The following is a 23,617-nucleotide window of genomic DNA, read 5'->3' as shown; positions in this document are numbered from 1 at the left end:
TCGCATCCGATAGATGCACATGAAGAAAAAAGACCATTACTGAAAAGATTGTTAAAAAGGTGAATGGTAGGGTGCCAGTACTGAACCACGCTATATCAATTTAAGAAATAGATTAAATAGAAATGAACTTGAGTTTCTAGCCGAATGAAAATAGTCTTTTAGAAGAATTAGACGCTGATATTTTCCAAAAATTTAGGAACGAAGTCCGCTAATCATTTAAATGCTTTGCGATTCCGTCAATAATTACATCCCAATCCTCACGATGCAACTCGTGTCCTGTTCTTTCAAGCGGAATTAGTTTTGACCCTTTTATCTTTGCTAGTAAAGCCTCTGTATTTTTAAAATGCCATATAAGATCGTCTGTACCGTGTATGATTAAAGTCGGTTGTTCGATTTCGTTTAATCTATTGTAATATTCTTCACCACCTTGAAGTGTTGCATGATTAAACATACTAATATAGTTTCTGGCTCTTTTAAATTCAGCCCTTATTAATTTTTCTGCTCGCTTTATATCAGTTCCTTTTCTTCCACTCATTAATGCTGCTCCTTCAATTAAGTGGTTTAGTACTGCATTTTCATTCGTCCAGTCGACGGTTCCAGATTTATTATGAAATTCTAAAATTCGATTATCCATTTCAGGAATAGAAGGGTCTGAATCGCCCCATGGTCCAGTTGAAAGGAGTGTTAGCGTTTTAACTCTATCGGGATACTTTATTGAAGAAATTTGGGAGATTAGTCCACCTAAAGATAAACCTACAAAATGTGCTTTTTTTATCTTGTAACCATCTAATATTGAGATAGCATCATTCGTCAAATCAACGATATCATAAGGCGTTGTGCCAGGGTCGTAAAAGGTTGATTTTCCAACATCTCGATTATCGTACCTAATGACAAAAAATCCTTTATCCGATAATTTTTGACAGAACTCAGCGTCCCAATAGAGCATTGAAACTGTTGCTCCCGCAATAAGTAAAATTGAAGGATGGGTTTCGCACCCAAAACTTTCTGTGCAAAGTTCAATGTCACCTGTTTTAATTATTTTTTCTTTTATCGTTGTATCATAATTTTCTTTTCTCATTTCAATCGTTTAAAAAGTAAATATTATTTTCGGAATCAATCTATATTTTCAATTGATAGATGAAAAGATTAATTTCTATCTTTAAGATTTCAAAACAGCAAAAATAGAACCATAATATCCTGATTCACAATGCCAATTTACTATCTACTCAAAGAGAGATGCTGGCCCCGCGGGTGTAGCTGGTGAAAGAGGCAACAAAAGAGAAACAGGTGCACAAAGAGCTATAATCAAACTAAATCTGCATGAATATATTTTGAAAATATTTTTCATTCGGTCTACCTTATAAATGCAATTCAATGGTAATTGTATTTTAAAACTATTCTATTCCCTCACAGCTATAACCGATACTGACCATATACTGCATAATCTGGTCAGTATCAATTTCGCATTGATTGGCTTCAATCCTAAGGATATTATCGCCATCAGCAAGATCAAAATTTATCTTATAAGATGGGTATATTATTAAAAGAGAAGTTACTATGTTAGCTACATCTTTATAATTTCGAACGTTTGTCTTGAATATTTTAACCGTTTTTATCTTTGTTATTTGAGATTCACTTTCCATTATTTTATTGTTTGCTATTAAACTATCTAAGTTCTATCACACTGATTTTATCCTTCAAACTCTACTTCTTTTAATAATTCATCCAAGGGAATATATTTTTCTTTTGCAATATAGTGGCTAAGTTTACCTGTCGGACAGCATACTTAAAAACATTCTTATTTCTTAATTTAACGACATTTTTGTTACTATTTCACCGTTTTACCAAAATTTACTTTACTTAAGAGCATTTAATGCTTCACTAATATTTTCAACAAAATTAACATGCTTACCCTTATTACTTTCATAGATAAAATCCTTTAAACTTTTACTCGTAAATTTTGTGAAATCGCCGATTATTACTAGATGAACACGATAGTTCGAAAACTTTTGAAGAATATCTCCTGCCATTTTGTTTTTTAAATCAAAAAAATCAGCAGTTATATTTTTTTGATAAATAAGTATATGATCAAAACCTTGATAATATATATTACCTAGCAAATCCAAGGCATCTTCAGTGTTATTAATTATTATTTTATCAGAAATTATTTCAGCAATTGCTGTATCGTCTATTTTGTGAGTTTTAATATCCGTGTTAACAATTTATTTTATAAGACAGCTAAACTTATCGCTTTGTCTCCTATATATTAGAAATCAATATACGAATGATTTTTCCGACTCTTCGGATATTCCTTTTGTACCCTGCTGTAAATCACCTTGCAAGTTCTGATTTGCACCTTAATTTTAATTGTATAAAATCAGGAATTCTATTATTATAGTTTCATTTATCAGCATAAATAAAAATTGCCAACCGCCAAATACTGGCTACGAAAATTTTAAATAAAAGGCTTGTTCATTTTTCCTGATTTTTTACAATCTTAACATTTTGGTATGACGTAGCTTGCAAACCAGCAATTTCATAAAACTATGCAGGAAATACCGAGAAAACTAAAGTCTTTTTTAAGCATACTAGTCGCATTGAATCTTTTGTTTGTGGGTTTTATAATCTATCTATTATGTTTTAAGCAATCTAACTCGTTGCAATTAGAAAGAATAGACATCAAGAACCAAGATGGTGCAAACAGAGTTGTGATTTCGAATGAAAATCACATACCGAAACCGATTATTAAAGGAAAAGAGTATCAACGAAAAATGACACCGGCTGGGATTATTTTCTATGATAAAAATGGTGACGAACGCGGTGGAATTGCCATATCAGAATACGATAATATGAATTTGAATGCTATAGCCTTCGATTATCAAAATGCTGATGCAATTGGTATGTATGCCCAAGATAACATACTGACGAATTATTTTAAAGCGGGGATATCCATCAATGACAAGGATCTTTCTGGTAAACCTGGTTACAATATTAATCGAATAAATATAGTTACAGAAAATGGAAATGCCTCTTTGGTCATAAAAGATGCAAACGAAATACCCAGACTTGTTTTAAAAGTAGATAGTTTAGGTGTTCCCGCAATTGAAATGTATGATAAAGAAGGTGTAGTTTCCTGGAAAAAAGGTGATTAAATTGTTTGTGTTTTTTTGAATAAAATTTGCTGCCGAAAATAATGCCATCCAATTTGTCCGCATTTAAAGAATAGGAATAAATAATTTTTCAGTAACTTCATATAAACATCCACTTAAAGTGAGTCTAAAAGCAAGGTGTAACACACCTGCTAATGAAGTTAAACAAACGTAAATTGCATAAATAAAATGAGTTCAGCGTCCTGATGTAGTTTTATATATTTTGCATTTATTCAGCTAAATGAGAACATGATGGACGGGGGAGAAAATAATATTATTTTTTTTAAAGATAATACTAATAATAAGCGAGTAGAATATAGATATGAACCTTGTGATGCTCTAAAGTTAGCCATTAAAGAGTACATGATTTTAGAATGTACGGAGAGTATGGTTCTCGAAACACTGCCGAGCACTTCATTTTCGCTCAACTATATTTTGAGAGGAAGTATTTATCTATTACAAAACGATGGTTCACAGATTGATTTGCCTAAGGCGGTTTCTTTCGGTATAACGCAAAGATTCTTTCATTTTACATTTTCTGATTTCGTTACCTTATTTGTTGTTATATTCAATCCAGGCTTTGCTTCGACCATAACCGACAAACCTTTGAATGAGTTTTTTGAAAAGTTTATCCCAATGGATGAGTTTTTCAACAGTAAAACAAATCTAACTATGCTTCAGCAGCTTAAAGGTCAGAATTCTCATGATAAAATGGTTGAAGTGATAGAACGTTTTCTAGTTAATAAGATAGCTTCTAATAATTTAGATAGTATTATATACGATTCTATTTCAGAAATAAAAAAAAAGAGAGGAATCATTTCTATCAAAGAACTGGTCAATAAACTCCCCATCAGTAGAGATACCTTTGAAAAGCGATTTAGGCATTTAGTCGGGACCACTCCAAAGAAATATGCAAGCATTGTAAGATTTAGAAACTTATTTGAAAATCCAGTTGAAAATAGTCGTTTAACGGACATTGCATTAGATGCAGGGTACTATGATCAATCACATTTTATAAAAGATTTCAAGTCTTGTACCGGAAAACTTCCTTCAGATTGTTTTTAAGAGCATATTGGAATTCACGTAGAACGAATATTGCTCACGCTTGAAAAGAATTGCCGGAGATAAAAATAAATTTAGATTTAAGTGAAATCGAACTACCTCATTCTGTATGACATACAATTATAAAAGAGTAGGGGAATACAATAAATTCAGAAAAAATAATAACATTCATAATTCGATCGAGATTTATTGGTTACCTTATAGAAGATAAAATTTGCAGTAAAAAACAAATACTATGGCAGAATTTTGGGAAGAAGCATTTAAGGATAAACAAGAAATGTGGGGCTTTGAACCCGCTATATCTGCTGTATTGACCAAAGATTTCTTTGTAAAGAATGGAGTGACAAATATACTCATTGCGGGTATCGGTTACGGACGTAATGCACAAATTTTCAGAGAGAATGGAATTGAAGTGACGGGAATCGAAATTTCGAAAACGGCAATTGAGTTAGCATGGAAACATTACGGAACAGAAATGATAATTCATCACGGTTCTGTATCTGATATGCCTTTTGACAACAACCAATATGACGGTATTTTTTGTTACGCTTTAATTCACTTATTAGACTACAATGAAAGAGCGAAACTTATTTCTGATTGCTACAATCAATTAGCAGAAAACGGTTATATGGTTTTTACCACCATTACCAAAAAAGCGCAAACTTATGGACAAGGTAAACAAATTAGCAAAGATCGTTTTGAAATGTTTGGTGGTGTTAAAATGTTCTTTTATGATAAGGAAACAATACAAGAGGAATTTGGTAAGACAGGACTATTTGAAATTACAGAAGTAGCCGAAAATTATCCTTTCTACCTTATAAAATGCCAGAAAATAAATACCGCTAAGTAGGAGCAATAAAATAACAGTAAGCAGATTATTGAAGATGAATTAAATCGAAATACCGCTTCCGCCTACAACTTTTATTCCATCGGAGAAATTTTTCCAAAAGCGAATATATCTATATTGGGCTTCAAATGGCTGACTGTTATAATTCCCTTTTAATTTCATTTTCAACGTAATAACTGCTAAATCATCTATAATATTTAACTGTTCAACTGTTGGAATAAGTTCAACTATTTTTAGATTGCCATTACGATAGGTTTCTAAATCCATTTCTTTGGTAATGGTTTCACCACTTGGGACGATGAAAAGTAAATCATTGTGCAATAGTTTATCGAGTATTTGTAAGTTACTACTTTTCATAGCTTCGTAAAGCTGGTTTTCAAGAGTTAGGATATCGTTTTTTGTTATCATTTTTTTCAATTTATAGAGATGTTATGTTTTAATCAGGTTACAATCAAATCTCAAATTATCACAACGGCATTTTGTATGTATGAGTTATTTCCTCAACTACTAAAATACAAAAAAATATTAATCACATTGATTTTCATTTGATTACATTTTCGATTTCACAGTTTTGAAATTTAGAACTATGCCGCAACGAGCTTAGATCAGTTTAAAAGTAGGTTCTCATCACAGATTTTGGTACGATCAACTTTATGATCGGGGGACAAGGCTGAAATCAAGGGTTCTTCCAAGCGGTTACCTCGCTTTCAAAGAATTTCTCTGCATCGTCTTCAAAAATTGAAATCACCTCCTTAAGTTTTTAATACTTTTCATAATGTGGTTTTTCAAATATAGTTAGGACTGTTTTGTTAAATCGTTATCAAGAAATGCATGACGATGGAGAAATGAGTAACTTTAGCCATTGATAACATAGGTAAATAATGAGTTACTTTATCTCTATTCAGGTGAACAGGTAATTCTGGACAGGAACAAAAAGACAATTATAAAAGCGGGAGAATGCGCCTTTATAAGGAGGGATAACTGTTTGTAAATGTTTAAGAACAGTAAAAGGAAAGAATTTTTCAAAACTTGTCACATTCTTATCTTCGACATTGTCTAACTCTAAAATCAAAAAAATGGACGATTTGAAACAATTTAACAAAAAACTATTTCCTTATGCTTACAACATCTTGGGGAATATTGACGATAGCCAAGACATCATTCAGGATGTTTTTATACGTTATAATGAAAAAGATGTCAGTTCAATTTCCAATCAAAATGCGTATCTGATAAAAGCCGTAATTAACCAGGCTATAAATCTAAAAAAGAAAAACGACAGAGAAAGGCAAAAAAAATTCATATTACCTGAACCAATCGTTACCAATCAAGGCGAAAACAACATTGAATTAGACGAGATACTCAACTATTCAATGTTGGTTTTACTTGACACTTTGAATATAAAAGAAAGAGCCGTGTTTCTGCTAAAAGAAGCGTTCGATTACGATCACGATGAAATAGCGGAAATATTAACCATTTCTATAGACAATTCCCGCCAACTACTCACAAGGGCTAAAAAGAAATTGAAGTTGCGGAAGCCCGACATCCTTCCATCGTCCACAAAAGATAGATTACATTTAGAGAAATATGTGGAAACAATCCGTAAGGGTGACGTCAAAACTTTGGAACAAATGCTATCTGATGAGGTCAGGGTTTTGGCTGACGCTGGAAGCAAATTAAAAGTCATTGCTCAATTAACTTCGGGAATTGAAGACACAGTTAAGCTGATGACGTATGTGTTTGAATACTATCAAAAAGACCTTGAAATAAAAATCGAAGAAATCAACCATCAACCTGCATTACTGTTTTACCGAGGTACAACCTTGATAAACTGTCAGATATTTGAGTTAAACCCGGACGGAAAAGTCACCAGTATTTTTTCTGTAGTTGACCCAGATAAACTGTTGAAAATTTAAAATCCTTTTTTTCTTTTGTCACGTTACAACATTTGGAATTGTCTTGTTAGAAACAATTAAATTTTTTAGACAATGAAAGAATTTGCATTAATTTTCAGATTAAAAGACATTTCCGATTTCAGACCCTCGCCCGAGCAAATGCAGGAACGTATGAATTGGTTAGCAGGAATTGCTTCACAAAACAAATTAACTGACAAAGGCAACACGTTTCTACCAAATGTAGGAAGTGCCAAAACCGTAAAACCCAACAACGTAGTAACAGATGGTGCTTGCACCGAAATCAAAGAATTTATCAGCGGATACGTTCTGATAAAAGCCGATACCATTGATGAAGCGGTAGAAATCGCAAAAGGCAATCCGATTTTTGACCAGGTAGGAGGAAACATTGAAGTGAGAGAAGTTTTGAAACGGGATTAACATTTGATCAAAAGCAAAATGAGCTTTACAGAAAAATAACTAGAGCCTTACAGCAAAACCGCTGTAGGGCTTTAAAACAAGAAAAGCTAATCTTGCGATTAGCTTTTTATTTTGTAATCCAGCTGGGATTTATTACGTCGCTCATATCCCGAACACATATCCGCAATGAGAATGGTCGAACCCATCCCAACGCTTCTTTCGAATCCAGAAGATACAAAAAAAGCCTCACATTTCTGTGAAGCTTTTTTGTGATCCAGCTGGGACTTTAACCTTTTAACAAAAAACCTTCTTAAAGACTCTTAATCTATATAATTTATACTTCTAGTTTCAGCTCTGCACCCAGTTTTGCACCCACTATATTTTAAATAGTTTTTCTATTTTTTGTTTACTTATTGTAGATGTATCATCCAAGCACAATATATATGAGGGATTGACTTCATAAATTGCACATAATTGTAAAAATATCCAGAGTTTTGGCATGTTAGTGCCGTTTTCAAAGTGCGAGAATGCCGTTTTTTGAAGACCTATTTTAGCAGCAACTTCTGTGGCTGTCATGTCTTTCATCTCCCGGGCTTTTCTAAGCCTAGAACCAATTTCTTTAAAAATATTTGCTTTATTTAAATTCATTTTGTTGGGAAATGATAGTTTACTGCCTTTATTAATTTTGCAACTTGATCGGCTTCACTAACCATATATTCAAATTCCTTATAGTTTGAATTATCAAAGACCCATTGATTTTGTCCGGTTAATCTAGCGATAAATGGTGAACCTAATTGTCTTTTTACATAATAGATTCCTCCAACATCTAGGTCATGATTTTCAATTGTTTTAAATGTGGCTATAGAACTGTGATTTAACGTTGTAGCCATCTTGTCGTCTTTAATTTCAATATCAAAACTATTAGAGTAGGCAATCTGCGCCTCTTCAAGATTATCAGATCCAAATAATAATTGTGGGCCTTTTCCACCTATTAGAAAATCAGCCGATATACCCAACTGATATAACTTAATAACATCATGAAATTTTGGAAGTCTATGCGCAGAGGTGAGGTGTGACATAGTCGATTTTGAAACATTTAATTTTTCTGCTAATTTCTTCGCTTGTCCATCAAAAAATGAATTTATTAGAACATTTAGGTTGTCAGCAATTTTATTTGAAAAATTATCTATTTGATAATCAGTATTTTCCATATTGTGGTTGCGTTTTTGTAAACTTTTGTTTTGATAATGTAAACTATTCAATTACCTTTGTATAACAAGTTTAAAGGATTAACAATATAGTTTACATTTAATGGAGCAAATGTAAGCTTAAAATTTGAAATTATGGACATTTCTTTTGAAAAAGTACCGCGTTGTCTAGTGCAAAACTGGGTTTTGTCGAATTTAAGCTACTACGGTGCATATAATATGTTGGCAGATCGTGTAACAAGAATTTCAGGAATTAAGGTTACTAGAGTGACAATAATAAATGCATTATCATTTTTATTGAAGGAGAATCCTTCTGATCAAAGTGATCTGATTTTAAAAGAAAGTGTTGGATTAATAAATGAGCAAGGTATTGAATCACCTCATTATGTTAATGAATATTTTAAAAGTACTCCCCGTTTTCGAGAAGATTAATCCTACGTAAGGAGCGGTGAATAAATAGGGATAGTATAATGGTATTACATGTTGTTAAGACCACAAGATCGCGGTTCGATTCCGTGCCCTTTTTCTCTTTTCATAATTTAGGTTAATAATGGCTGCCGTGGGGATTCTCTCCGTTTCTCCACGGTTTATTATGAAGGAAATTTGGAGATATAGCTCAGTTGGTAGAGCGGTGGACTGAAAATCCATGTGGACTGGTTCGATTCCAGTTATCTCCACAATTAAGGTAAGGGATTGGTTTTTTTAGCCAAAACTAATTTTATAACAAATAATTATAGCCAGATGAAAAAAGTAGTTTTCATATTGATCAGTCCACTATTATTGGTGGGATTAATGCTATTCGTCATTTCAACCTTATTAAAAATTGTTTCTCTTTATTTTTTGGTTCAACCTGAATTAGTAAGGGTAGAGAGAACTGTATTTCTAAAAATGGCGAGGAAGTTTTTTTAAACAAATGGATTAGTTATACTAAACTTTATTATATATATAGCATGCAAAAATTAACATTAAACTGGTTACAGTTCGCAAACTTTATGGGGTTTGAGAATAGAAAAATTGAATTCGGTCCAAAAATTACAAACGTTTACGGTGCTAATGGAACTGGGAAAACAACATTAATCCATGGGTATAAATTTATGCTTGAGGACAAAAATGCTGAAAACAACAGTGATTTTACTAAGAAGCATTTAAACAAAGATGGTGTGTCGATTAAAAATGCTTCTGCATCAGTTGAGGGTGAATTTGATAATAATGGTAAACAGTTAAAAACATTTCATTCTCAGGTAGAAAATTGGAAAACGGAAGATGGTGTGGATCGATTGGTCGGTCACACTAATATCTACAGAATAAATGATCTTGTTAGAAAAGCAGGGGAGTATAAATCTGAGATTGGAAGTATTATTTCCGAAGAGACTTTTAAAATGATTACTGATCCATTTCATTTCAATTCATTAGATCAAGAAATACGCAGAAAGTATATTGAGGCTATTTGCGGAACAAAGTCTGATGAAGATATAGCTAAAAGTAAAAGTAAATATAATGAACTTATTGATGAGATAAATCTCATTACGCTAAATGGTTTAAAATCTAAACTCAAAAATCGTAAAGCTGAGGTTCAAAAAGACATTAATAGAATTTCGGTACGTATTGAGGAGGCTCTTCATAATATTCCTGAGGAATTTGATACAGAAGCATTGTCTGTTGAAATTAAATTCAATGAGACTAAATATAAAGAGTTGGAAGATAAGATCTTGGATAGTAATACAGTAGATAATGCTAAAAATGATGCTAAAAAAAATCTTATCAATCAAATTCATGAAAAGGAATTAGAGAATCTCACGATTTTGAATACTCACAAACTGGCTTATGAAAAAGCACTGATGGGGGCAAGATCTGAATGGGATAATTTAAATAAGGAATTATCTGAGATCAACTTAAAATTAACAAAGCTTGATGCTGAAATTGTTTCAGCAGAATCTACTCCAGGAAAAGTTAATTTGTTAAATAGGGAAGTTGAAAAAATCTCCGCTGATTTACTTTTATTAGTCGAACAGTTTGATGATAAAAATTCTCAAAAATTTGATGTAAATGACAATTCATTTATCTGTAAGTATTGTGGTGAATTACCTTCTGATCCAAATAAAGTTAAAGAGAAGCGAGAAGAAATGCGGGTTTCTTTTTATAAAGTTATGAATACCGATTTAGATGCTATAGAGCAGAAAGGAAAGACTTTAAAAGAATTAAAGGAGAAATCAGAATCTGAAATAAAAGAACTTACAGATTTGCATGATATCTATAAGAAGCAATTATCTGATAGACGAGATGAAATAGTTGTTGAAAAAAATGAAATAGAATCGAGATTGTTAGATATGCCAGATCCAGATCTCGAATCAGTGAAAATTACAACAACTGAGGAGCGTGTATTTGTGGATAAGATTTATAGAGCAAATAGTGATGAAATTTCATCATTAAAATTGAAACAGCTTGAGGTTATAACTGATGAATCAGTTAATAAAGTAATACAGGATCTTAGGGTTAAAAAAGCATTAATTAACGCTGATCTTGAGAGCTTAAGACGGAAATCCATGTCCGGTGAGGTTAGAATTAAAGCTTTGGCACGTAAGGAAGAAATCAATAGCGAAGGAATTTTATGGGGTCAGGAGGTAGCTGAAATTCAAAGGAGATTAACCCTAATCGGATTTTTTGAAAGAGATAAAGCTAAAATAATCGAAGAGTTAGTAGCGAAGCATTTTAAGTTAGTAAGGTTTAAGTTTTTTGATATAAATCTTGGTGATGGTGAAGTAAAACCTACATGCATTACCATGGTTGATGGTGTGCCGTTTGGAGATCTTAACCATGCGAAAAAAATAAATGCCGGTATTGATATTATTAATACAATATCCAGTCACTACGGCGTAAGTGCTCCCATTTTTATAGATAATAGGGAGTCTGTGACAGATTTGATCACGACAGATGCTCAAGTGATTAATCTTATAGTTTCTCCATTCTCAAAACTTAGTGTTGATAATCCTGAATATTCAGATGAATTTTTGGCTGAATATGGTAAGTATAATATTGATAATAACCTGAGTTTAAGTCTTGAAGAATATATTAAAATAAAACTTAAAGGATAAAATTAGTTAATTAAAATCGAGTAAATCATGAGAAAAATTTTAGGTGAAGATCTCCCTATTGCTGAAAGAGCAGATTTCTTAAGGGATAACGCGGATTCAGTTGAGGAAATCAACTATATGAAGCAATTCGGTCCTGATGAATTATTGGCAATGAAAGAGCGCCATGCGGAAATTTCTATAGAAATAAAAGACTTGGAGTCAGAGAAAAAAGATTTTGTGTCTAACATAAAATCTAAACAAAAACCCTTAAAAAATGAGTTGTCAGGGGTTCAGGACAATATTAAGTTTAAAGCGATAGCCGTGAAAGAGGCTTGTTTTAAATTTGTTGATCATGATAGTGGTCAAGTTGGATACTATAATGCTATCGGGGATATGGTACAGCAGAGGCCAATATTCCCACAAGAAAGACAAAAGTCAATTTTTCAAATGCCTAAGGAAGGCACAAACGATTAATTAAAATGAATAAAGAAATTAAAAACGAAGCTGTTTTAGCAGCTATTGCAGGTGGAGAAACTCAACTAACTCTACGCGAAGGTAAGGCTCTTGAATTGGAACGTGATCTAGATGTTGAGATTGTAGGTGTAATAGACTCTCCTGTTCGTTACTTGGAAAAAAGGATAGATATAATTGATCCGTCGAAATGTCACGTACTTGTTAATAGAGAGAAAAATACGATTACAATGGTTGTAGATGAACATAATCCTCTTCTAAACACTATTAAAGGGATATTAGTTCCTCATCCTTTATTCCAAAAATTTGGAATAAATAAAGGAGAGTATACTGCTCCTGAGCCATTGGCTGATATGTTTAAGATGAATAGATCTCATTTTGAAGATCCTGCCGTTGCAATGACTTTGGTCCATGCTTTAAAAAACTTTAAGGCAAAGGTGAACAAACAAATTGAACAGTCGAATAATAATCGAGGTGATGTGGTGCAATTAAAGGCTCAAGCAGTAGAATCAAATATTCCTGAAAAGTTTAATTTGAGAATGCCTCTTTTCAAAGGACAAAGTAAAATTTCTTTTGAAGTTGAGGTATATATCGATCCTGCATCTCTTAATTGTACGCTGGTTAGTCCAGTTGCAAATGATGTGATTGAAGAGTTTAGGGATACTATTTTTGATGAACAGATCAAGAATATCAAGGATATTTCTGAATTAATTTTAATTATCGAAGAATAGTGGCCAAGAAAATTATTGCACCATTAAATTCATCTATAAAAGTTTCATGTGATGATTGTGTATTTAGAGATGCTTCTAATAAATGGATTCATTGGTGTAATAAAATTAAAATGCCATTGAGTAGTGAACGTCTAAGTTATTGTATATATAAAAAAGTAATAAAATGAGTAATCAATTAGTAAAATCCAGTCAAAATAGGGAGATTAATTTTTTTGATCCTCAACAATTTGAGACAATGCAGAGAATTTCTACAATGTTTTCTAATAGTGAGTTGGTGCCAGAGAGATATCGTGTAAGTGACAAAAACCCAAAAGAAAAGGCAATCGCCAATTGTATGATTGCAATTTCTACAGCTCAAAGAATTGGCGCAGATCCTCTTTTGGTTATGCAAAATTTAAATATCATCCAGGGTACTCCTTCCTGGTCTGCTAAATTTTTAACTGCGACAGTGAATGCGTGTGGACAATATAATAAGATGAAATATAAGCATACTTCATTGGGAATGATTGAAAATGTAGAATATACAGAGCATGTTTGGGATCCAGGACTTCGTAAAAAAATTGCTAAGAAATCAGTTTTTAAAGGCCCAATTGAAAATTTTGAATGTATTGCTTATACAAGTGAACGTGGGAGTGATGAGGTAATGGAGTCAGTTGCGGTAACTATAAAAATGGCTATTGAAGAGGGATGGATGACTAAGGATGGTAGCAAATGGAAGACGATGTCGCCGCTTATGCTACAATATCGTGCAGTTACTTTTTGGACAAATAGTTATGCACCAGAATTATCAATGGGAATTAAAACTACAGAGGAAATTCAAGATATGAGTGATACTATAGATGTTGATCATATTGATGTTACCGCTGAGAAAGTTAAAAATGAAATTAAAGAAAAAGCTAATGCTGAAGAATTAAAATTTTCTGAACAACCAGATAAAGATAATCCAAAGCCCACTGCAATGGAGGAGGCTCGAACTGAAAATTTTGATACTTCTAGTCCAAATGAGGGGAATCCTGTTGGAGAAAGAAAACGTGGATTCTAAATATGAGATTTCAAGTTATAGGTAGTGGATCCAAGGGGAACTGCTACCTATTTACCGATAGTGAGGGAAAAACACTAATCTTGGAAGCTGGGGTGAAATTCTCAAATGCAATGGAAGCTATTGATTACGATGTAGCAAATGTGCAAGGTGTATTGATTACTCATTCGCATTCCGATCACTGTAAATATGTGGTCCAAGCTAGAAAATTTGGTTTGAAAATATTTGCGTTGAAAGAAACCATTACGACTATTAAAGATTATGATTTTTTCTACAATCCAGTAGTTCCCAGGAAAGAATTTATTATCGGACCATATAAGATTATGCCATTTGAATTGCAACATAATGTACCTATTGTTGGATACCTAATTAATCATGCTGAAATGGGAGATACTTTATTTGTGACAGATACAACGTATGTGCCTTATACATTTCCAAATCTTAATAATATAATTATTGAGGCTAATTTTTCTCAAGAAATATTAGATTCGAAATTGAAAGATGAAATGAAATTCTTGAGAAATAGAATTTTAGAAGACCATATGAGTTTTGAGACTACAATGTTGACTTTGGGTAAAAATGATCTTTCTGCAGTAAATAATATAGTACTGTGTCACCTATCTTCAACAAACAGCGATGCTCAATCTTATATTAAAACTGTAATTGAAAATACAGGAAAACGTGTTTCAATTGCTAAAACAGGATTAATTATTGATCCATTTGATAAAAGACCTTTTTAATAAATGCCATTACGACTATGTCTAAACTATCCATTGATCTTGCATTCTTTAAATCTAAAGAATGGGAAGAGAAAAGAACTTTTTCTCGTGCTGAAGCACTCTTAGATGCAATGGCGACAATTGAGTTGGATGGTAAATATTGCATCCGTACTAGGCATATTTCGGATAAATTTGGATGGGGTATGTCCAGGAGTGAAAAGTTTGCACAGTATTTAATAAGTAAATATCCTTTATCGGGAGATAAGAAGTGGATAATACAAGTTACAGAGGAATCTACTATTATAAATAGTCCAGTTGTTGAGGTTCCAACTTTGTTCGGAACAATGGAAGTTAAAAAACCTGAAGCTAGTTGGGAGGAGAGATTTGCATATTTCATAAAGAGATTTAATGAAATTAAGGGTGGAAGTAAGGCCAAGGCTTCTGATCATAAAATGACTGATAAAGCAAAAGGACTTTTAAGAAGTAGAATTAAGGAGGGATATAATTCATCAGTTATATTCAAAGCTTTAAGTAGAGCTGTTAAAGATAAGTATCATCTCGAGAATGGGTTGAAGTTTATTACAGCTTCTTATATACTTCGCGCAGATGTTCTTGATAGATTTATAAATGCAGTAGATGAGCCAAATGTGGCTAAGAAAGTGGAATTAACAAATTTCGAGAAGCGACAAGTAGGCTTGCTTCCGAAAAAATAATATGCTGATACGATGGGGGATATTAAGGGTTTACAGATGTCAAAGTTACCGCCTAACGCGACAGATTTAGAAGAAGTAGTATTGGGAACTATCTTATCTGAAAAAGGTGTTATTGATACAGTTTTAGAGATCCTTCCACTTCCTGAGATGTTTTATAGTGAGAAGCATGTGCTTTTGTATAAAACAATGATTGAAATGTATAAATCATTGATCCCTTTGGATATGATGACGTTAACTAATCAGTTACGAAAAAAGCGAGTTTTAGAAAAATTAGGAGGTGCATATTTTATTACTCAATTAATTGATCGAGTTATTTCATCAGCTAATATTGAGCATCATTGCAGGATTATAGTTGAAAAACATATTTTACGTGATCTTATAAAATCGAGCTCTAATACAATTGAAGATTGTTATATGGGGCAGAAGGATGTGTTTGATATCCTTTCAGAAAATTCTGTAAAAAGAGATGATTTACAGAGTATTATTATTACAAAGAAGGAATTAAGTAATGCTCAATTATATCAACAAACTTTTAAAAGTATTATAGCTAGTAGGGATGTTGATTTTACTGGAGTTCCTTCTGGATTCACTGAGTTAGATCGCTTAACAGGAGGTTGGCAGCCAGGACACCTTGCTATTTTAGCAGCTCGACCAGCAATGGGAAAAACTTCTCTAGCCCTTTCGTTTGCTTTTAACGCGGCAATTGATTTCAATAAAGCGGTTGCAGTTTTTTCACTTGAAATGACTGCAGAACAATTAATGAGAAAGCAAATGTCAATTGTTGGAGAAATTCCACTTTTTAAATTAAATAAACCATCATGCTTGAATGAAAATGATATTAAACAGTTGGAAATTGTTGGGCAAATAATTGAAAATGCTCCAATTTTTTGGGATGATACGCCTGCTATTAAAATACTTGAATTTAGAGCTAAATGTCGCCGTTTAAAGGCTAAATATAATATTGAGATGATTATAGTTGATTATCTGCAATTGATGACCGGTGAAAAGGATGGTAAAGGGAATCGTGAACAGGAGATAGGTAGCATTTCAAGGATGCTGAAATCAGTAGCAAAGGAATTGGATGTTCCAGTACTGGCTTTGTCACAACTTAGTAGGGCAGTGGAATCTAGGCCGAACAAAAGACCTATGCTTTCCGATTTACGTGAATCAGGATCAATTGAGCAAGATGCAGATGCGGTAATGTTTCTTTATCGACCAGAATATTATGGAATAAATGAAAATGTGAATGGAGAAAGTACTGCAGGTTTGGCAGAATTAATACTGGCAAAAAATAGGCATGGGGAAACAGATGATATTGCTATTGAGTTCATTGGGAAATATACGAAGTTTAAAGATTGGCAAGATTCAATAACTTCTCAACAAAACTTTGTTGATACTAATAGTTTTAGTAATTTTACTAATAATGATAGCCTTCAAAGGGATTTCTCCGAAAGTGAAAATTTTGATGTCGATGATGCTCCCTTTTAATTAAAAACTGATATAAAACAATAAAAGATATGAAAACACATGATTACTTATTAACCTCTCTAGTGGAGGATGCTTTAAATGATATTTTAAATCTGGCGACTCCATTTGAGTATAGTAGTGGTGAAATGATCATGGTTGGGGATGTTGTTATGCTGAAAGGTGTATTGGATGGGGATAACTTCGAAGAATATGGTGTTATTGACTTTATAAAAGGGTGTTTAGTCATTGCTATGCCTGAATTTGAAGCTGATTCTATAGATGACCTAATGATATTAAATGACTATTATAAAGACTTAAGTAAAATAGAAGGAAAATTGGCAAAAGATGTAATTGGTAATTATTTGTTAGGAAGGTAGTTATATATTATTTTATATATAGAGGGGGTGCTACTTATTATTGTAGCATCCCCTCTATTTTTTGCGTAAAAAAAACACAGTTTCTAGATTGAGAATTTCACAAATTTGAGCAATTTTTGATATAGAAACTGCTTTTGCTCCAGACTCTACATTAGCGAGGGCGTTTCGAGTAGAAAAACCAACTTTAATTGCCAATTCTTCTTGTGTCATTCCTGCTTCTTTACGAGCTTTTTGGATCTCCGATCCTATATGTTTGTTTAGGTATTCATTCATGTCCATAAAGCAAAATTAAAGATTTTATATGAATTTAAACCCTTTGGGTTTCAAAGAGATGATTTTAGCAGTAAATGGAAATCCATCGACTGCTCTTACTTTTATGCATTGTTCTTGTAGTATTACTGAACTGGTAAATATTATACGATTTTTCCCTTCAAATTTTATTTGAAGTGTTAATCTCAGACCATTACCTTTTTCTGGATATTTTGAGGGTTCTATCTTATAATCAAGTATTTGAATATCCTGGTCAATAACATCGTCCATTTCTATTTTTTTTCCTTCGAATCTGTTTATTTGAATGTTGAAATCGCTAAAGTTTCTCATTTAATATTTTCTTTATAAAGTTTTTGGAGTCGCAATGTGATGCCCAGCCTAAGTAGCTGTTTATACTAGATTTTGGTTTATTTGCTTTGACCGCTCGAGCAAAATTCTTTTTAATACCCTTTCTTAACATTGTATGAGTATGATAATGTTTGTACCCTCCAAAGTCAATTCCCAATGACACTGGAAATGGTCCTCGGTTAGGTTTTAACCTAAGTTTAAGACGTGAGGACAGATAACTTGATATTTCTTGATGTATGTAGTGCAAATATGATTTATCTGCATGTAGGATTATCATATCATCTGCATATCTGAAGTAGTGGCGGATACCCAAGACTTCTTTGATATGGTGATCCATGTATGTCAAATAAAAGTTGGACAGGTATTGGCTGAGATAATTCCCGATCGGCAATCCTTCAGAACTGTCGATAATGCCATCAAGTAAGGAAAGCATTTCTTTATCTTTTATTTTTTTCCTTAATAAGGTTTTTAAGATATCATTATCAACAGATGGATAAAACTTACGTATATCAAGTTGTAAGCAATATGTTGTCTCATTGACCTTCTTTAATGCATCACGTAAAGCATAGCTTGCTTTGTGTACACCCCGTCCTTTTATGCAACTATATGTATCGGCAGTAAACAGGCTCACAAAAACAGGCTCCAAAATATTCATGATAGCATGATGAACAATGCGATCACGATAGGGCAGAATTGCAATTTGTCTTTCTTTTGGTTCGTAAATTGTTTCGTACCTGTAAGTTGATGTTTTGTAGGTTTTTGTGATTAGTTCGCGATAGATATCTGCTATATTTTGATCATAATTTTTATCAAAATTTATTACTCCAGATTGTCGAGATTTTCCTTTGCGTGCTATCTTATCTGCAAGCAATATATTGTCAATGCTACAGATTTGATCGTATAGATTACTTATTCTTTTCATGAAATTCGCCTATGCTTGTCGGGTCGTCTTCATCTGAGTTAGATTACCAACGCCCCTTAAGATTAGTTAATTTTTTACCATTCGGTAAGGTTTGTGCCGTTGTAAATTTTAAAGCATTGTGAGCACTGACATTCGCGTTGTCGTTGTCGTAGTTGTAGTCGTTGTACGAAAACTCAACAGCTGAACCAGTACGGCACACAACCTGATTTTACTTATTTGTTATTATTAGGACCTAAAAGTCTGTTGTATATGTCAATAAACTTTTTACCCATGTAAATTGCTTTTTCTGAAGTATCCACAGATCGGCGAGCACCGACACGCGCGATGCCGTCGTCGCAGAGGTAGCCGTAGGACGAAAACCCAACAGCCGGACCAGTAGGTTTTAAAAAATATGGATAATACCATCGTTGCCCCATCTCTAGCTCCTTACCCTCTCTAAGAGCAAGAGCAATTTCTTCAATTTCTTTTTCTGCTTTTTGTGCATCGGTATCCCGTTCAGTTTCCCAGTTGAAACGTTCTTTAGTTTTACCGTTGTATTCAAGTGCAGCATCTAAACTATCAATTTGATCAATGATGTTTTTAACAAAAACTTTGGTTCCAAAAAGATTTTTAAGGAGTGTCTTTCCTTTTTCATTTGCTTCTTCAAATGCTTTTATCGCATTTTCTTTACTAATTGTTAGATTTTCCATAGTTTAATTATTCAGTAATTCCGTTAATATATTGACTATACTCCAATGGGAATGTTTTCCCTGCATAACGAGCTCTTTCGCTATCAATTAAAAGGTGGCGAGCACCGACACTCGCGCGGCCGAGGTCGTAGTCGTAGTCGAAGCACGAAAACCCAACAGCCGAACGATTAGGGTTGTAGAACCATGGATAATATCCTTCTTTTACATGTTTCCCACCATTTAAAGCAAAAGCTATTGCTTTTACTTTCTCGTAACCAACAGTGTCGATATCTAATGATTTTGTCCGTTCTTGAAACTGTTCCATAGTTTCACCTTTGCTCTCGAGTACTTTCTCGAATGTGTCAATTTGTTTGTAATCCATGTTTTTTATGATTTAAATGATAATTCTGTTTGATTGAAAATGACTATTTGATTTATATCTTGCTTTTGTCCTGTACCTAATTCAAAATGCCCAGGCTTTATACGTTTGAGCATTTTAGATTTTACCATTCTGGATAAAATGTCACCTACTTGTTTCGCTGTATTATGATAAAAGGGGATAAGTTCACAGGCTTGTTTTTTCGTGATTTTATTATCGTGGGATCTAACGAAGTGAATAATCGTTTGCTGATGTTTGGTTGCTTTACTCATCAGGAACTCCTTTCGAAATATTTACCACTTTTAATTAATTTTTCGTCCCGTAGATAGTCGAAGAAAGAACCACCATACCATTCGCCAGCCTCTCTATAATCTTGATATCGTTGTTTTGACCGCCAGTTCTTTTTTTTGAACTTTGATAAATCGGTGCGAGAATCCAAATAGGTGATACCACTGGTAGGATGGCAAGGGTAGGTGTTGTCAGTATCATCATGAAAAGTTACACCGATATAATTTCCCATATCCTTTGATATAGTTCCTTTACGTTTGCCGTGTAGTACATCTTGACCAATGGTAGCATTTAAACCATAATGGTTATTAATCCAGCTAAATTGTTTTTGATTATTTTCCATCTTGTACCTCGCTTCTTTTAAACCAAAACCTTACTTCTAACCCGAACAACCCGATCATATATGCATATGAATATGGTGATGACCACCATTTGTAAATGCCAATTATCACCCAATTTTCATTTCGAGCATAGTTAGGTTGCTTCCATCTATTCAGGAAATAGACTCTTTCAAATTTGAATTTTGATTTAGGCATCTTTCCCCCCTTTCTCGTGAATGTTACCAATTACTTCAAATGAATGTTTTGCTGTATTAAAAGAGTGATGACTATGTGCGTCAGATTTAAAATGCCAGCCTGAATTCCAAAAAACTACTATACAGTCTTTGAAATAACCTGAATTAACCCTATCACCCTCATAAATTTCAACACCGTTTTTGTCTTTTAGTCCTGTGAATTGACCTACTGATTCAGGGCGTACCATGTAGGCAAATGGCGCCCCACCTTTATTTGATATATAATGGCCTTTTTTTACTGTTGAATAATCTCGATTAAGGACAGCATAATTCCCACACGCCCAATCACCGTTAATATTCAAACCCCTGAACTTTATTTGCCTATTCACCTGATACCTCGCTTTCTAATTTATTTATGTCAATTTCTCTAACCGCAAAACCTCTTGACCATTGTTTACGTTTCGAAGACCTATTACTAAGTAGATATTCAACAGTAGGATATTCATAACTTGATTTACCAGTTTCACTAAGTTCTCTGTAGTTTATTATTGTTGCTGATCCCCAGCGGATATTATGTATCATGTATTCAGTTTCCGGTAATTCCTTTTTTGCTGAAAATAAGCCTCCAGAGAATTTTCTTTTTGTACCAACTAGGTCGATATATTTTTGTGGAATGTTATATGATCTGCTCATTGTGATTTTTATAATTTTTTTTAATAAATAAATGACACTTTCATTTGTTGCTTGATATTTATTTATAGAGCCTCAATTAAGTGGCCTTAAAAAATAAATGACAAATAAAAAATGTAAAGTTGAATTGCTATTCAAGGTGATAGATAATGAAACCGTAACTGCTTACGAGAAAGCAGAAGTAAAAGAATATGTAGCACGTATGATATTTCTAATAAACTACTAGTCTTATGAAAATATGAGTCGGTTATAGAAATAGCCGACTCATCATAATTTTGTTCAAAAATTTAAGCGATGGTCGCTAATTTTCGTTGACACTTTTTAATCTGATGCATGTTCCCATTTAATATGTTTACAATTTTTTCGTGCAGGTCTGTAGATCTATTTTGTAGCCCTCTGGATTGTACGACTTTAAATGTTATTAGATTCACTTCAACAGTTTCGATTGGCTTTCCGTTTAAACTTGCTGAGAAGACTAAAGAGTTTTCTTTCTTATAATAGCCATTTGAAAAAACACAATGATGAAAACGGTCTCCTTCTACTGCAAATTCTGCGACAGAACGAAGTGGATTAATAGTAATATCTCCTGCATTGAACTTTAAACCAAAATATTTACCTTTTTCATGTTTGTATTGTTCTTCGTACTTCTCTATTTGGGTTTTCTTAGTATCTAATGCCTTAATTTTCAACATATGTTCATGCTTTCTAATTGTTCTTTGGTGGTTTAAAGCAAGATTAATTGGACATACATATTTTGGACTTCTAAGGTCTTTCCTTAGTTGAGATAGTAATCTAAGCTCATCTAGCCACATACTGGCATCTTTGACAATGTAATTATTCCTAATGGCGATTTTAACAGAATCCCAATACATATCTACATAACGTGTTTTATCTCCCAGTCTTTCAAAAAATAAGCTGTATTGTTTAGCTTTTATAAGAGTTTCAGCTTTACTGTCAGTAATAAGCCCATAGAACACTTCGTAAGGAGTTAAACCATGGAAATTCTTTTTAAATCCGTTACGCTTTAGAATTGGAAGAGTCTTAATTTTTGGATAAACTTTAGTAGGGTTCAAATTATATTTGCTACTTCTTTGGTCCCAATTTCTAATCTCATTATAACCTGAAAACGTATCATGGTACCAAGAAAGGTTTCGTTGCTTGCCGAAAATAGTTGTTTTACCTTTTTCATTTATCCATTGTTCACAAGCACTCCAAATGCAAAAATTGGGTATTTCGCCAGACTTATGATAACAATAAATTTCAAAATACCTATTTACTTGGAATCCTTTATGTGTCGTAATTATTGCCATCATGCTTCTTTGCATGTCTTTTCTTTTTCGAGTGTCTACTATTGAAATTGTACGCTGACAACTAGGACAGTCCAATTTTGGAAGTAATTGGATACCTTGGAAAACATGTCCACAACTTAAGCAGGAAACCTTATTTGATTTAGCCCTAAAACCAATATGTCTAATACAATTTTCAAATGCCCAAGCTTTTTGTTCATCTGTTATCGGAGGAATATCACGAGCAAGTTCTACAACTTGATGGTGTAATTTTGTTCTTGGCTTCATTAGAATAGGGAAATTTGGTTTTCGATTATTTGCTTTGGAAGAACTCTTTTAACAGATTGTTTAGGTTCTTCTTTTTTCACTTTTCCCTCGACTTCTGATACTTTTTCAGTAGTGTGAATCGCACTATAATTATTAATGGATTTTACATTTTTGATGTCATCTTCATCATAGTAATGCACTGCCATATTGAAAATTTCGGGATCCGTCCACGCATTTCTTTTTGCTTTTTGAACCTCAGACAAAATGTAGTGGCAGCACTCATTTATATTTTTATTCTTTTTCTTCAGGGTTTCCGCGAATAATGGATCTTTTGAAGCTAACTCATTTAAATGCTCTTGAATAGTTGTTTGGAAATCATTTGATGCTTTCATAATCTTTGTATTTTTAGTTTGTTGGAAAATAAAAAAGCCAGTACTTTATGACTGGCTTAATTTAAATCGTGTAATAACATCTAGCTCATCGGGTGAGCACTCAAGTTTTAGAAATTCGACCCAGTTAGATAAACTGGTTGTTGTCGCGGATTTCATTACAACTTCTTTATGAAAGAAGACTAAACGATAATGATCAGCTTTTTGATTGTCTTCAATAAAACTGTAAGCCGGTTTTTCTGCTATCTCTAGATTGTTGGGAAGTTGATCAGCAAAATAAGCTATTTCTTTATCAGTAAGATGCATGGGTTATTTATTTACGATTTCACCAAATTTGTTAATGTGTAAAGTGTCACCTTCAAAAATCACAGTTTTATGTTCTTCTTGGAATGGTCTTTTGTGTTTCCGTTCCAAATTATAAGACACTGCGAAT

The 23,617-nt window shown here is 33.1% G+C and carries 32 protein-coding genes and 1 tRNA gene; 15 read left to right on the top strand and 18 right to left on the bottom strand.

What is annotated here, in order from left to right:
• Positions 1-208: 208 nt before the first annotated feature.
• The 3 genes from estT to KO02_RS12100 all read right to left on the bottom strand — a co-directional run bounded on the left by estT (position 209) and on the right by KO02_RS12100 (position 2,126).
• Positions 209-1,078, bottom strand: coding sequence for a macrolide hydrolase EstT (gene estT, locus KO02_RS12110; protein ID WP_051959900.1), 870 nt, complete (start codon positions 1,076-1,078; stop codon positions 209-211).
• A 316-nt stretch (positions 1,079-1,394) separates the two neighbouring features.
• Positions 1,395-1,643 (bottom strand): methyltransferase type 11, encoded by a 249-nt coding sequence (locus KO02_RS12105; RefSeq protein WP_235212246.1) that lies wholly within the window; start codon positions 1,641-1,643, stop codon positions 1,395-1,397.
• Positions 1,644-1,856: 213 nt separating this feature from the next.
• Positions 1,857-2,126 (bottom strand): DUF4180 domain-containing protein, encoded by a 270-nt coding sequence (locus tag KO02_RS12100; RefSeq protein WP_235212245.1) that lies wholly within the window; start codon positions 2,124-2,126, stop codon positions 1,857-1,859.
• A 420-nt stretch (positions 2,127-2,546) separates the two neighbouring features.
• On the opposite strand from KO02_RS12100, the gene KO02_RS12095 reads away from it, so the two are divergent.
• The 3 genes from KO02_RS12095 (at position 2,547) to KO02_RS12085 (ending at position 5,061) form a co-directional block, all read left to right on the top strand.
• Complete coding sequence (locus tag KO02_RS12095) at positions 2,547-3,152, top strand: hypothetical protein (RefSeq protein WP_038698644.1); 606 nt, start codon at positions 2,547-2,549, stop codon at positions 3,150-3,152.
• A 360-nt stretch (positions 3,153-3,512) separates the two neighbouring features.
• A complete protein-coding gene (locus tag KO02_RS12090; RefSeq protein WP_235212244.1) occupies positions 3,513-4,214 on the top strand; it encodes a helix-turn-helix domain-containing protein in 702 nt (233 codons plus the stop codon).
• Positions 4,215-4,446: 232 nt separating this feature from the next.
• Positions 4,447-5,061, top strand: a complete 615-nt coding sequence (locus KO02_RS12085) for a class I SAM-dependent methyltransferase (protein ID WP_038698640.1) — start codon at positions 4,447-4,449, stop codon at positions 5,059-5,061.
• 39 nt (positions 5,062-5,100) lie between these two features.
• On the opposite strand, the gene KO02_RS12080 is transcribed toward KO02_RS12085, so the two are convergent.
• Complete coding sequence (locus KO02_RS12080; RefSeq protein WP_038698638.1) at positions 5,101-5,466, bottom strand: nuclear transport factor 2 family protein; 366 nt, start codon at positions 5,464-5,466, stop codon at positions 5,101-5,103.
• Positions 5,467-6,134: 668 nt separating this feature from the next.
• Between KO02_RS12080 and KO02_RS12075 the strand changes: the two genes are divergently transcribed.
• Complete coding sequence (locus KO02_RS12075; RefSeq protein ID WP_038698636.1) at positions 6,135-6,971, top strand: sigma-70 family RNA polymerase sigma factor; 837 nt, start codon at positions 6,135-6,137, stop codon at positions 6,969-6,971.
• Positions 6,972-7,043: 72 nt separating this feature from the next.
• The gene (locus tag KO02_RS12070; protein ID WP_038698634.1) at positions 7,044-7,388 is read left to right on the top strand and encodes a YciI family protein; all 345 of its coding nucleotides are present in this window, start codon (positions 7,044-7,046) and stop codon (positions 7,386-7,388) included.
• A 354-nt stretch (positions 7,389-7,742) separates the two neighbouring features.
• Here KO02_RS12070 and KO02_RS12065 read toward each other — a convergent pair whose 3' ends face one another.
• Positions 7,743-8,015, bottom strand: coding sequence for a helix-turn-helix domain-containing protein (locus KO02_RS12065; RefSeq protein WP_038698632.1), 273 nt, complete (start codon positions 8,013-8,015; stop codon positions 7,743-7,745).
• Positions 8,012-8,578, bottom strand: a complete 567-nt coding sequence (locus KO02_RS12060; RefSeq protein WP_038698630.1) for a helix-turn-helix domain-containing protein — start codon at positions 8,576-8,578, stop codon at positions 8,012-8,014. The genes KO02_RS12065 and KO02_RS12060 overlap by 4 nt, the downstream gene beginning before the upstream one ends.
• A 132-nt stretch (positions 8,579-8,710) precedes the next feature.
• On the opposite strand from KO02_RS12060, the gene KO02_RS12055 reads away from it, so the two are divergent.
• The 10 genes from KO02_RS12055 (at position 8,711) to KO02_RS12010 (ending at position 17,163) form a co-directional block, all read left to right on the top strand.
• A complete protein-coding gene (locus KO02_RS12055; protein WP_038698628.1) occupies positions 8,711-9,007 on the top strand; it encodes a hypothetical protein in 297 nt (98 codons plus the stop codon).
• 173 nt (positions 9,008-9,180) lie between these two features.
• Positions 9,181-9,252: transfer RNA gene (locus tag KO02_RS12050), tRNA-Phe, on the top strand.
• A gap of 273 nt (positions 9,253-9,525) precedes the next feature.
• Positions 9,526-11,667, top strand: a complete 2,142-nt coding sequence (locus KO02_RS12045) for a hypothetical protein (protein ID WP_038698626.1) — start codon at positions 9,526-9,528, stop codon at positions 11,665-11,667.
• 27 nt (positions 11,668-11,694) lie between these two features.
• The gene (locus KO02_RS12040; RefSeq protein WP_038698624.1) at positions 11,695-12,120 is read left to right on the top strand and encodes a hypothetical protein; all 426 of its coding nucleotides are present in this window, start codon (positions 11,695-11,697) and stop codon (positions 12,118-12,120) included.
• 5 nt (positions 12,121-12,125) lie between these two features.
• The gene (locus KO02_RS12035; RefSeq protein ID WP_038698622.1) at positions 12,126-12,848 is read left to right on the top strand and encodes a hypothetical protein; all 723 of its coding nucleotides are present in this window, start codon (positions 12,126-12,128) and stop codon (positions 12,846-12,848) included.
• A gap of 163 nt (positions 12,849-13,011) precedes the next feature.
• Positions 13,012-13,890, top strand: coding sequence for a hypothetical protein (locus KO02_RS12030; protein WP_051959898.1), 879 nt, complete (start codon positions 13,012-13,014; stop codon positions 13,888-13,890).
• A 2-nt stretch (positions 13,891-13,892) separates the two neighbouring features.
• On the top strand, positions 13,893-14,627 hold the full coding sequence (locus KO02_RS12025) for an MBL fold metallo-hydrolase (RefSeq protein WP_038698620.1): 735 nt from the start codon (positions 13,893-13,895) through the stop codon (positions 14,625-14,627).
• Positions 14,628-14,644: 17 nt separating this feature from the next.
• The gene (locus tag KO02_RS12020) at positions 14,645-15,319 is read left to right on the top strand and encodes a hypothetical protein (RefSeq protein WP_038698619.1); all 675 of its coding nucleotides are present in this window, start codon (positions 14,645-14,647) and stop codon (positions 15,317-15,319) included.
• A 12-nt stretch (positions 15,320-15,331) separates the two neighbouring features.
• The gene (gene dnaB / locus KO02_RS12015) at positions 15,332-16,807 is read left to right on the top strand and encodes a replicative DNA helicase (protein ID WP_051959897.1); all 1,476 of its coding nucleotides are present in this window, start codon (positions 15,332-15,334) and stop codon (positions 16,805-16,807) included.
• Positions 16,808-16,836: 29 nt separating this feature from the next.
• Entirely contained in the window at positions 16,837-17,163 is a 327-nt protein-coding gene (locus KO02_RS12010; RefSeq protein ID WP_038698618.1) for a hypothetical protein, read from the top strand.
• Positions 17,164-17,217: 54 nt separating this feature from the next.
• Here the strand turns inward: KO02_RS12010 and KO02_RS12005 are convergent, their stop codons facing one another.
• The 12 genes from KO02_RS12005 to KO02_RS11945 form a co-directional block, all read right to left on the bottom strand.
• Positions 17,218-17,442: a helix-turn-helix domain-containing protein gene (locus KO02_RS12005; RefSeq protein ID WP_038698616.1), complete on the bottom strand. Its 225-nt coding sequence runs from the start codon at positions 17,440-17,442 to the stop codon at positions 17,218-17,220.
• Positions 17,443-17,460: 18 nt separating this feature from the next.
• Positions 17,461-17,763: a hypothetical protein gene (locus tag KO02_RS12000; protein WP_038698614.1), complete on the bottom strand. Its 303-nt coding sequence runs from the start codon at positions 17,761-17,763 to the stop codon at positions 17,461-17,463.
• Entirely contained in the window at positions 17,750-18,703 is a 954-nt protein-coding gene (locus tag KO02_RS11995) for a reverse transcriptase domain-containing protein (protein WP_038698612.1), read from the bottom strand. The genes KO02_RS12000 and KO02_RS11995 overlap by 14 nt, the downstream gene beginning before the upstream one ends.
• A 212-nt stretch (positions 18,704-18,915) precedes the next feature.
• Entirely contained in the window at positions 18,916-19,392 is a 477-nt protein-coding gene (locus KO02_RS11990; RefSeq protein ID WP_038698610.1) for a hypothetical protein, read from the bottom strand.
• A 7-nt stretch (positions 19,393-19,399) separates the two neighbouring features.
• On the bottom strand, positions 19,400-19,753 hold the full coding sequence (locus tag KO02_RS11985) for a hypothetical protein (RefSeq protein WP_038698608.1): 354 nt from the start codon (positions 19,751-19,753) through the stop codon (positions 19,400-19,402).
• Positions 19,754-19,758: 5 nt separating this feature from the next.
• Entirely contained in the window at positions 19,759-20,022 is a 264-nt protein-coding gene (locus KO02_RS11980) for a hypothetical protein (protein ID WP_038698606.1), read from the bottom strand.
• Positions 20,022-20,381: a hypothetical protein gene (locus tag KO02_RS11975; protein ID WP_051959896.1), complete on the bottom strand. Its 360-nt coding sequence runs from the start codon at positions 20,379-20,381 to the stop codon at positions 20,022-20,024. Before KO02_RS11975 ends, KO02_RS11980 begins: the two co-directional genes overlap by 1 nt.
• A 185-nt stretch (positions 20,382-20,566) precedes the next feature.
• Positions 20,567-20,914 carry a YopX family protein gene (locus KO02_RS22795; protein ID WP_200878543.1) on the bottom strand — a complete coding sequence of 116 codons (348 nt, stop codon included), beginning with the start codon at positions 20,912-20,914 and terminating at the stop codon, positions 20,567-20,569.
• 19 nt (positions 20,915-20,933) lie between these two features.
• Positions 20,934-21,245 (bottom strand): hypothetical protein, encoded by a 312-nt coding sequence (locus KO02_RS11960; protein WP_038698604.1) that lies wholly within the window; start codon positions 21,243-21,245, stop codon positions 20,934-20,936.
• 284 nt (positions 21,246-21,529) lie between these two features.
• Positions 21,530-22,816, bottom strand: a complete 1,287-nt coding sequence (locus KO02_RS11955) for a PcfJ domain-containing protein (RefSeq protein WP_038698602.1) — start codon at positions 22,814-22,816, stop codon at positions 21,530-21,532.
• Positions 22,816-23,187 (bottom strand): Cas9 inhibitor AcrIIA9 family protein, encoded by a 372-nt coding sequence (locus KO02_RS11950; RefSeq protein ID WP_038698600.1) that lies wholly within the window; start codon positions 23,185-23,187, stop codon positions 22,816-22,818. The genes KO02_RS11955 and KO02_RS11950 overlap by 1 nt, the downstream gene beginning before the upstream one ends.
• A gap of 45 nt (positions 23,188-23,232) precedes the next feature.
• Entirely contained in the window at positions 23,233-23,490 is a 258-nt protein-coding gene (locus KO02_RS11945; RefSeq protein WP_038698598.1) for a hypothetical protein, read from the bottom strand.
• Positions 23,491-23,617: the final 127 nt, after the last annotated feature.

This window comes from Sphingobacterium sp. ML3W, from assembly GCF_000747525.1.
GTDB lineage: Bacteria > Bacteroidota > Bacteroidia > Sphingobacteriales > Sphingobacteriaceae > Sphingobacterium.
Note: the sequence above shows the minus strand (reverse complement) of the source record. Positions and strands in the feature narration are given on the sequence as shown.

Bases quoted from the DNA above. Each gene is read 5' to 3' on its own strand.
- KO02_RS12000 (WP_038698614.1), bottom strand. From the start codon at position 17,763: ATGAGAAACTTTAGCGATTTCAACATTCAAATAAACAGATTCGAAGGA.
- KO02_RS12040 (WP_038698624.1), top strand. From the start codon at position 11,695: ATGAGAAAAATTTTAGGTGAAGATCTCCCTATTGCTGAAAGAGCAGAT.
- KO02_RS12065 (WP_038698632.1), bottom strand. From the start codon at position 8,015: ATGAATTTAAATAAAGCAAATATTTTTAAAGAAATTGGTTCTAGGCTT.
- KO02_RS12105 (WP_235212246.1), bottom strand. From the start codon at position 1,643: ATGGAAAGTGAATCTCAAATAACAAAGATAAAAACGGTTAAAATATTC.
- KO02_RS11955 (WP_038698602.1), bottom strand. From the start codon at position 22,816: ATGAAGCCAAGAACAAAATTACACCATCAAGTTGTAGAACTTGCTCGT.
- KO02_RS12095 (WP_038698644.1), top strand. From the start codon at position 2,547: ATGCAGGAAATACCGAGAAAACTAAAGTCTTTTTTAAGCATACTAGTC.
- KO02_RS11945 (WP_038698598.1), bottom strand. From the start codon at position 23,490: ATGCATCTTACTGATAAAGAAATAGCTTATTTTGCTGATCAACTTCCC.
- KO02_RS12055 (WP_038698628.1), top strand. From the start codon at position 8,711: ATGGACATTTCTTTTGAAAAAGTACCGCGTTGTCTAGTGCAAAACTGG.
- KO02_RS12020 (WP_038698619.1), top strand. From the start codon at position 14,645: ATGTCTAAACTATCCATTGATCTTGCATTCTTTAAATCTAAAGAATGG.
- KO02_RS11990 (WP_038698610.1), bottom strand. From the start codon at position 19,392: ATGGAAAATCTAACAATTAGTAAAGAAAATGCGATAAAAGCATTTGAA.
- KO02_RS11995 (WP_038698612.1), bottom strand. From the start codon at position 18,703: ATGAAAAGAATAAGTAATCTATACGATCAAATCTGTAGCATTGACAAT.
- KO02_RS12005 (WP_038698616.1), bottom strand. From the start codon at position 17,442: ATGGACATGAATGAATACCTAAACAAACATATAGGATCGGAGATCCAA.
- KO02_RS12090 (WP_235212244.1), top strand. From the start codon at position 3,513: ATGATTTTAGAATGTACGGAGAGTATGGTTCTCGAAACACTGCCGAGC.
- KO02_RS11975 (WP_051959896.1), bottom strand. From the start codon at position 20,381: ATGGAAAATAATCAAAAACAATTTAGCTGGATTAATAACCATTATGGT.
- KO02_RS11950 (WP_038698600.1), bottom strand. From the start codon at position 23,187: ATGAAAGCATCAAATGATTTCCAAACAACTATTCAAGAGCATTTAAAT.
- KO02_RS12080 (WP_038698638.1), bottom strand. From the start codon at position 5,466: ATGATAACAAAAAACGATATCCTAACTCTTGAAAACCAGCTTTACGAA.
- KO02_RS12075 (WP_038698636.1), top strand. From the start codon at position 6,135: ATGGACGATTTGAAACAATTTAACAAAAAACTATTTCCTTATGCTTAC.
- KO02_RS12025 (WP_038698620.1), top strand. From the start codon at position 13,893: ATGAGATTTCAAGTTATAGGTAGTGGATCCAAGGGGAACTGCTACCTA.
- KO02_RS12070 (WP_038698634.1), top strand. From the start codon at position 7,044: ATGAAAGAATTTGCATTAATTTTCAGATTAAAAGACATTTCCGATTTC.
- dnaB (WP_051959897.1), top strand. From the start codon at position 15,332: ATGGGGGATATTAAGGGTTTACAGATGTCAAAGTTACCGCCTAACGCG.
- KO02_RS11960 (WP_038698604.1), bottom strand. From the start codon at position 21,245: ATGAGCAGATCATATAACATTCCACAAAAATATATCGACCTAGTTGGT.
- estT (WP_051959900.1), bottom strand. From the start codon at position 1,078: ATGAGAAAAGAAAATTATGATACAACGATAAAAGAAAAAATAATTAAA.
- KO02_RS12010 (WP_038698618.1), top strand. From the start codon at position 16,837: ATGAAAACACATGATTACTTATTAACCTCTCTAGTGGAGGATGCTTTA.
- KO02_RS12085 (WP_038698640.1), top strand. From the start codon at position 4,447: ATGGCAGAATTTTGGGAAGAAGCATTTAAGGATAAACAAGAAATGTGG.
- KO02_RS11985 (WP_038698608.1), bottom strand. From the start codon at position 19,753: ATGGATTACAAACAAATTGACACATTCGAGAAAGTACTCGAGAGCAAA.
- KO02_RS11980 (WP_038698606.1), bottom strand. From the start codon at position 20,022: ATGAGTAAAGCAACCAAACATCAGCAAACGATTATTCACTTCGTTAGA.
- KO02_RS12035 (WP_038698622.1), top strand. From the start codon at position 12,126: ATGAATAAAGAAATTAAAAACGAAGCTGTTTTAGCAGCTATTGCAGGT.
- KO02_RS12060 (WP_038698630.1), bottom strand. From the start codon at position 8,578: ATGGAAAATACTGATTATCAAATAGATAATTTTTCAAATAAAATTGCT.
- KO02_RS12030 (WP_051959898.1), top strand. From the start codon at position 13,012: ATGAGTAATCAATTAGTAAAATCCAGTCAAAATAGGGAGATTAATTTT.
- KO02_RS12045 (WP_038698626.1), top strand. From the start codon at position 9,526: ATGCAAAAATTAACATTAAACTGGTTACAGTTCGCAAACTTTATGGGG.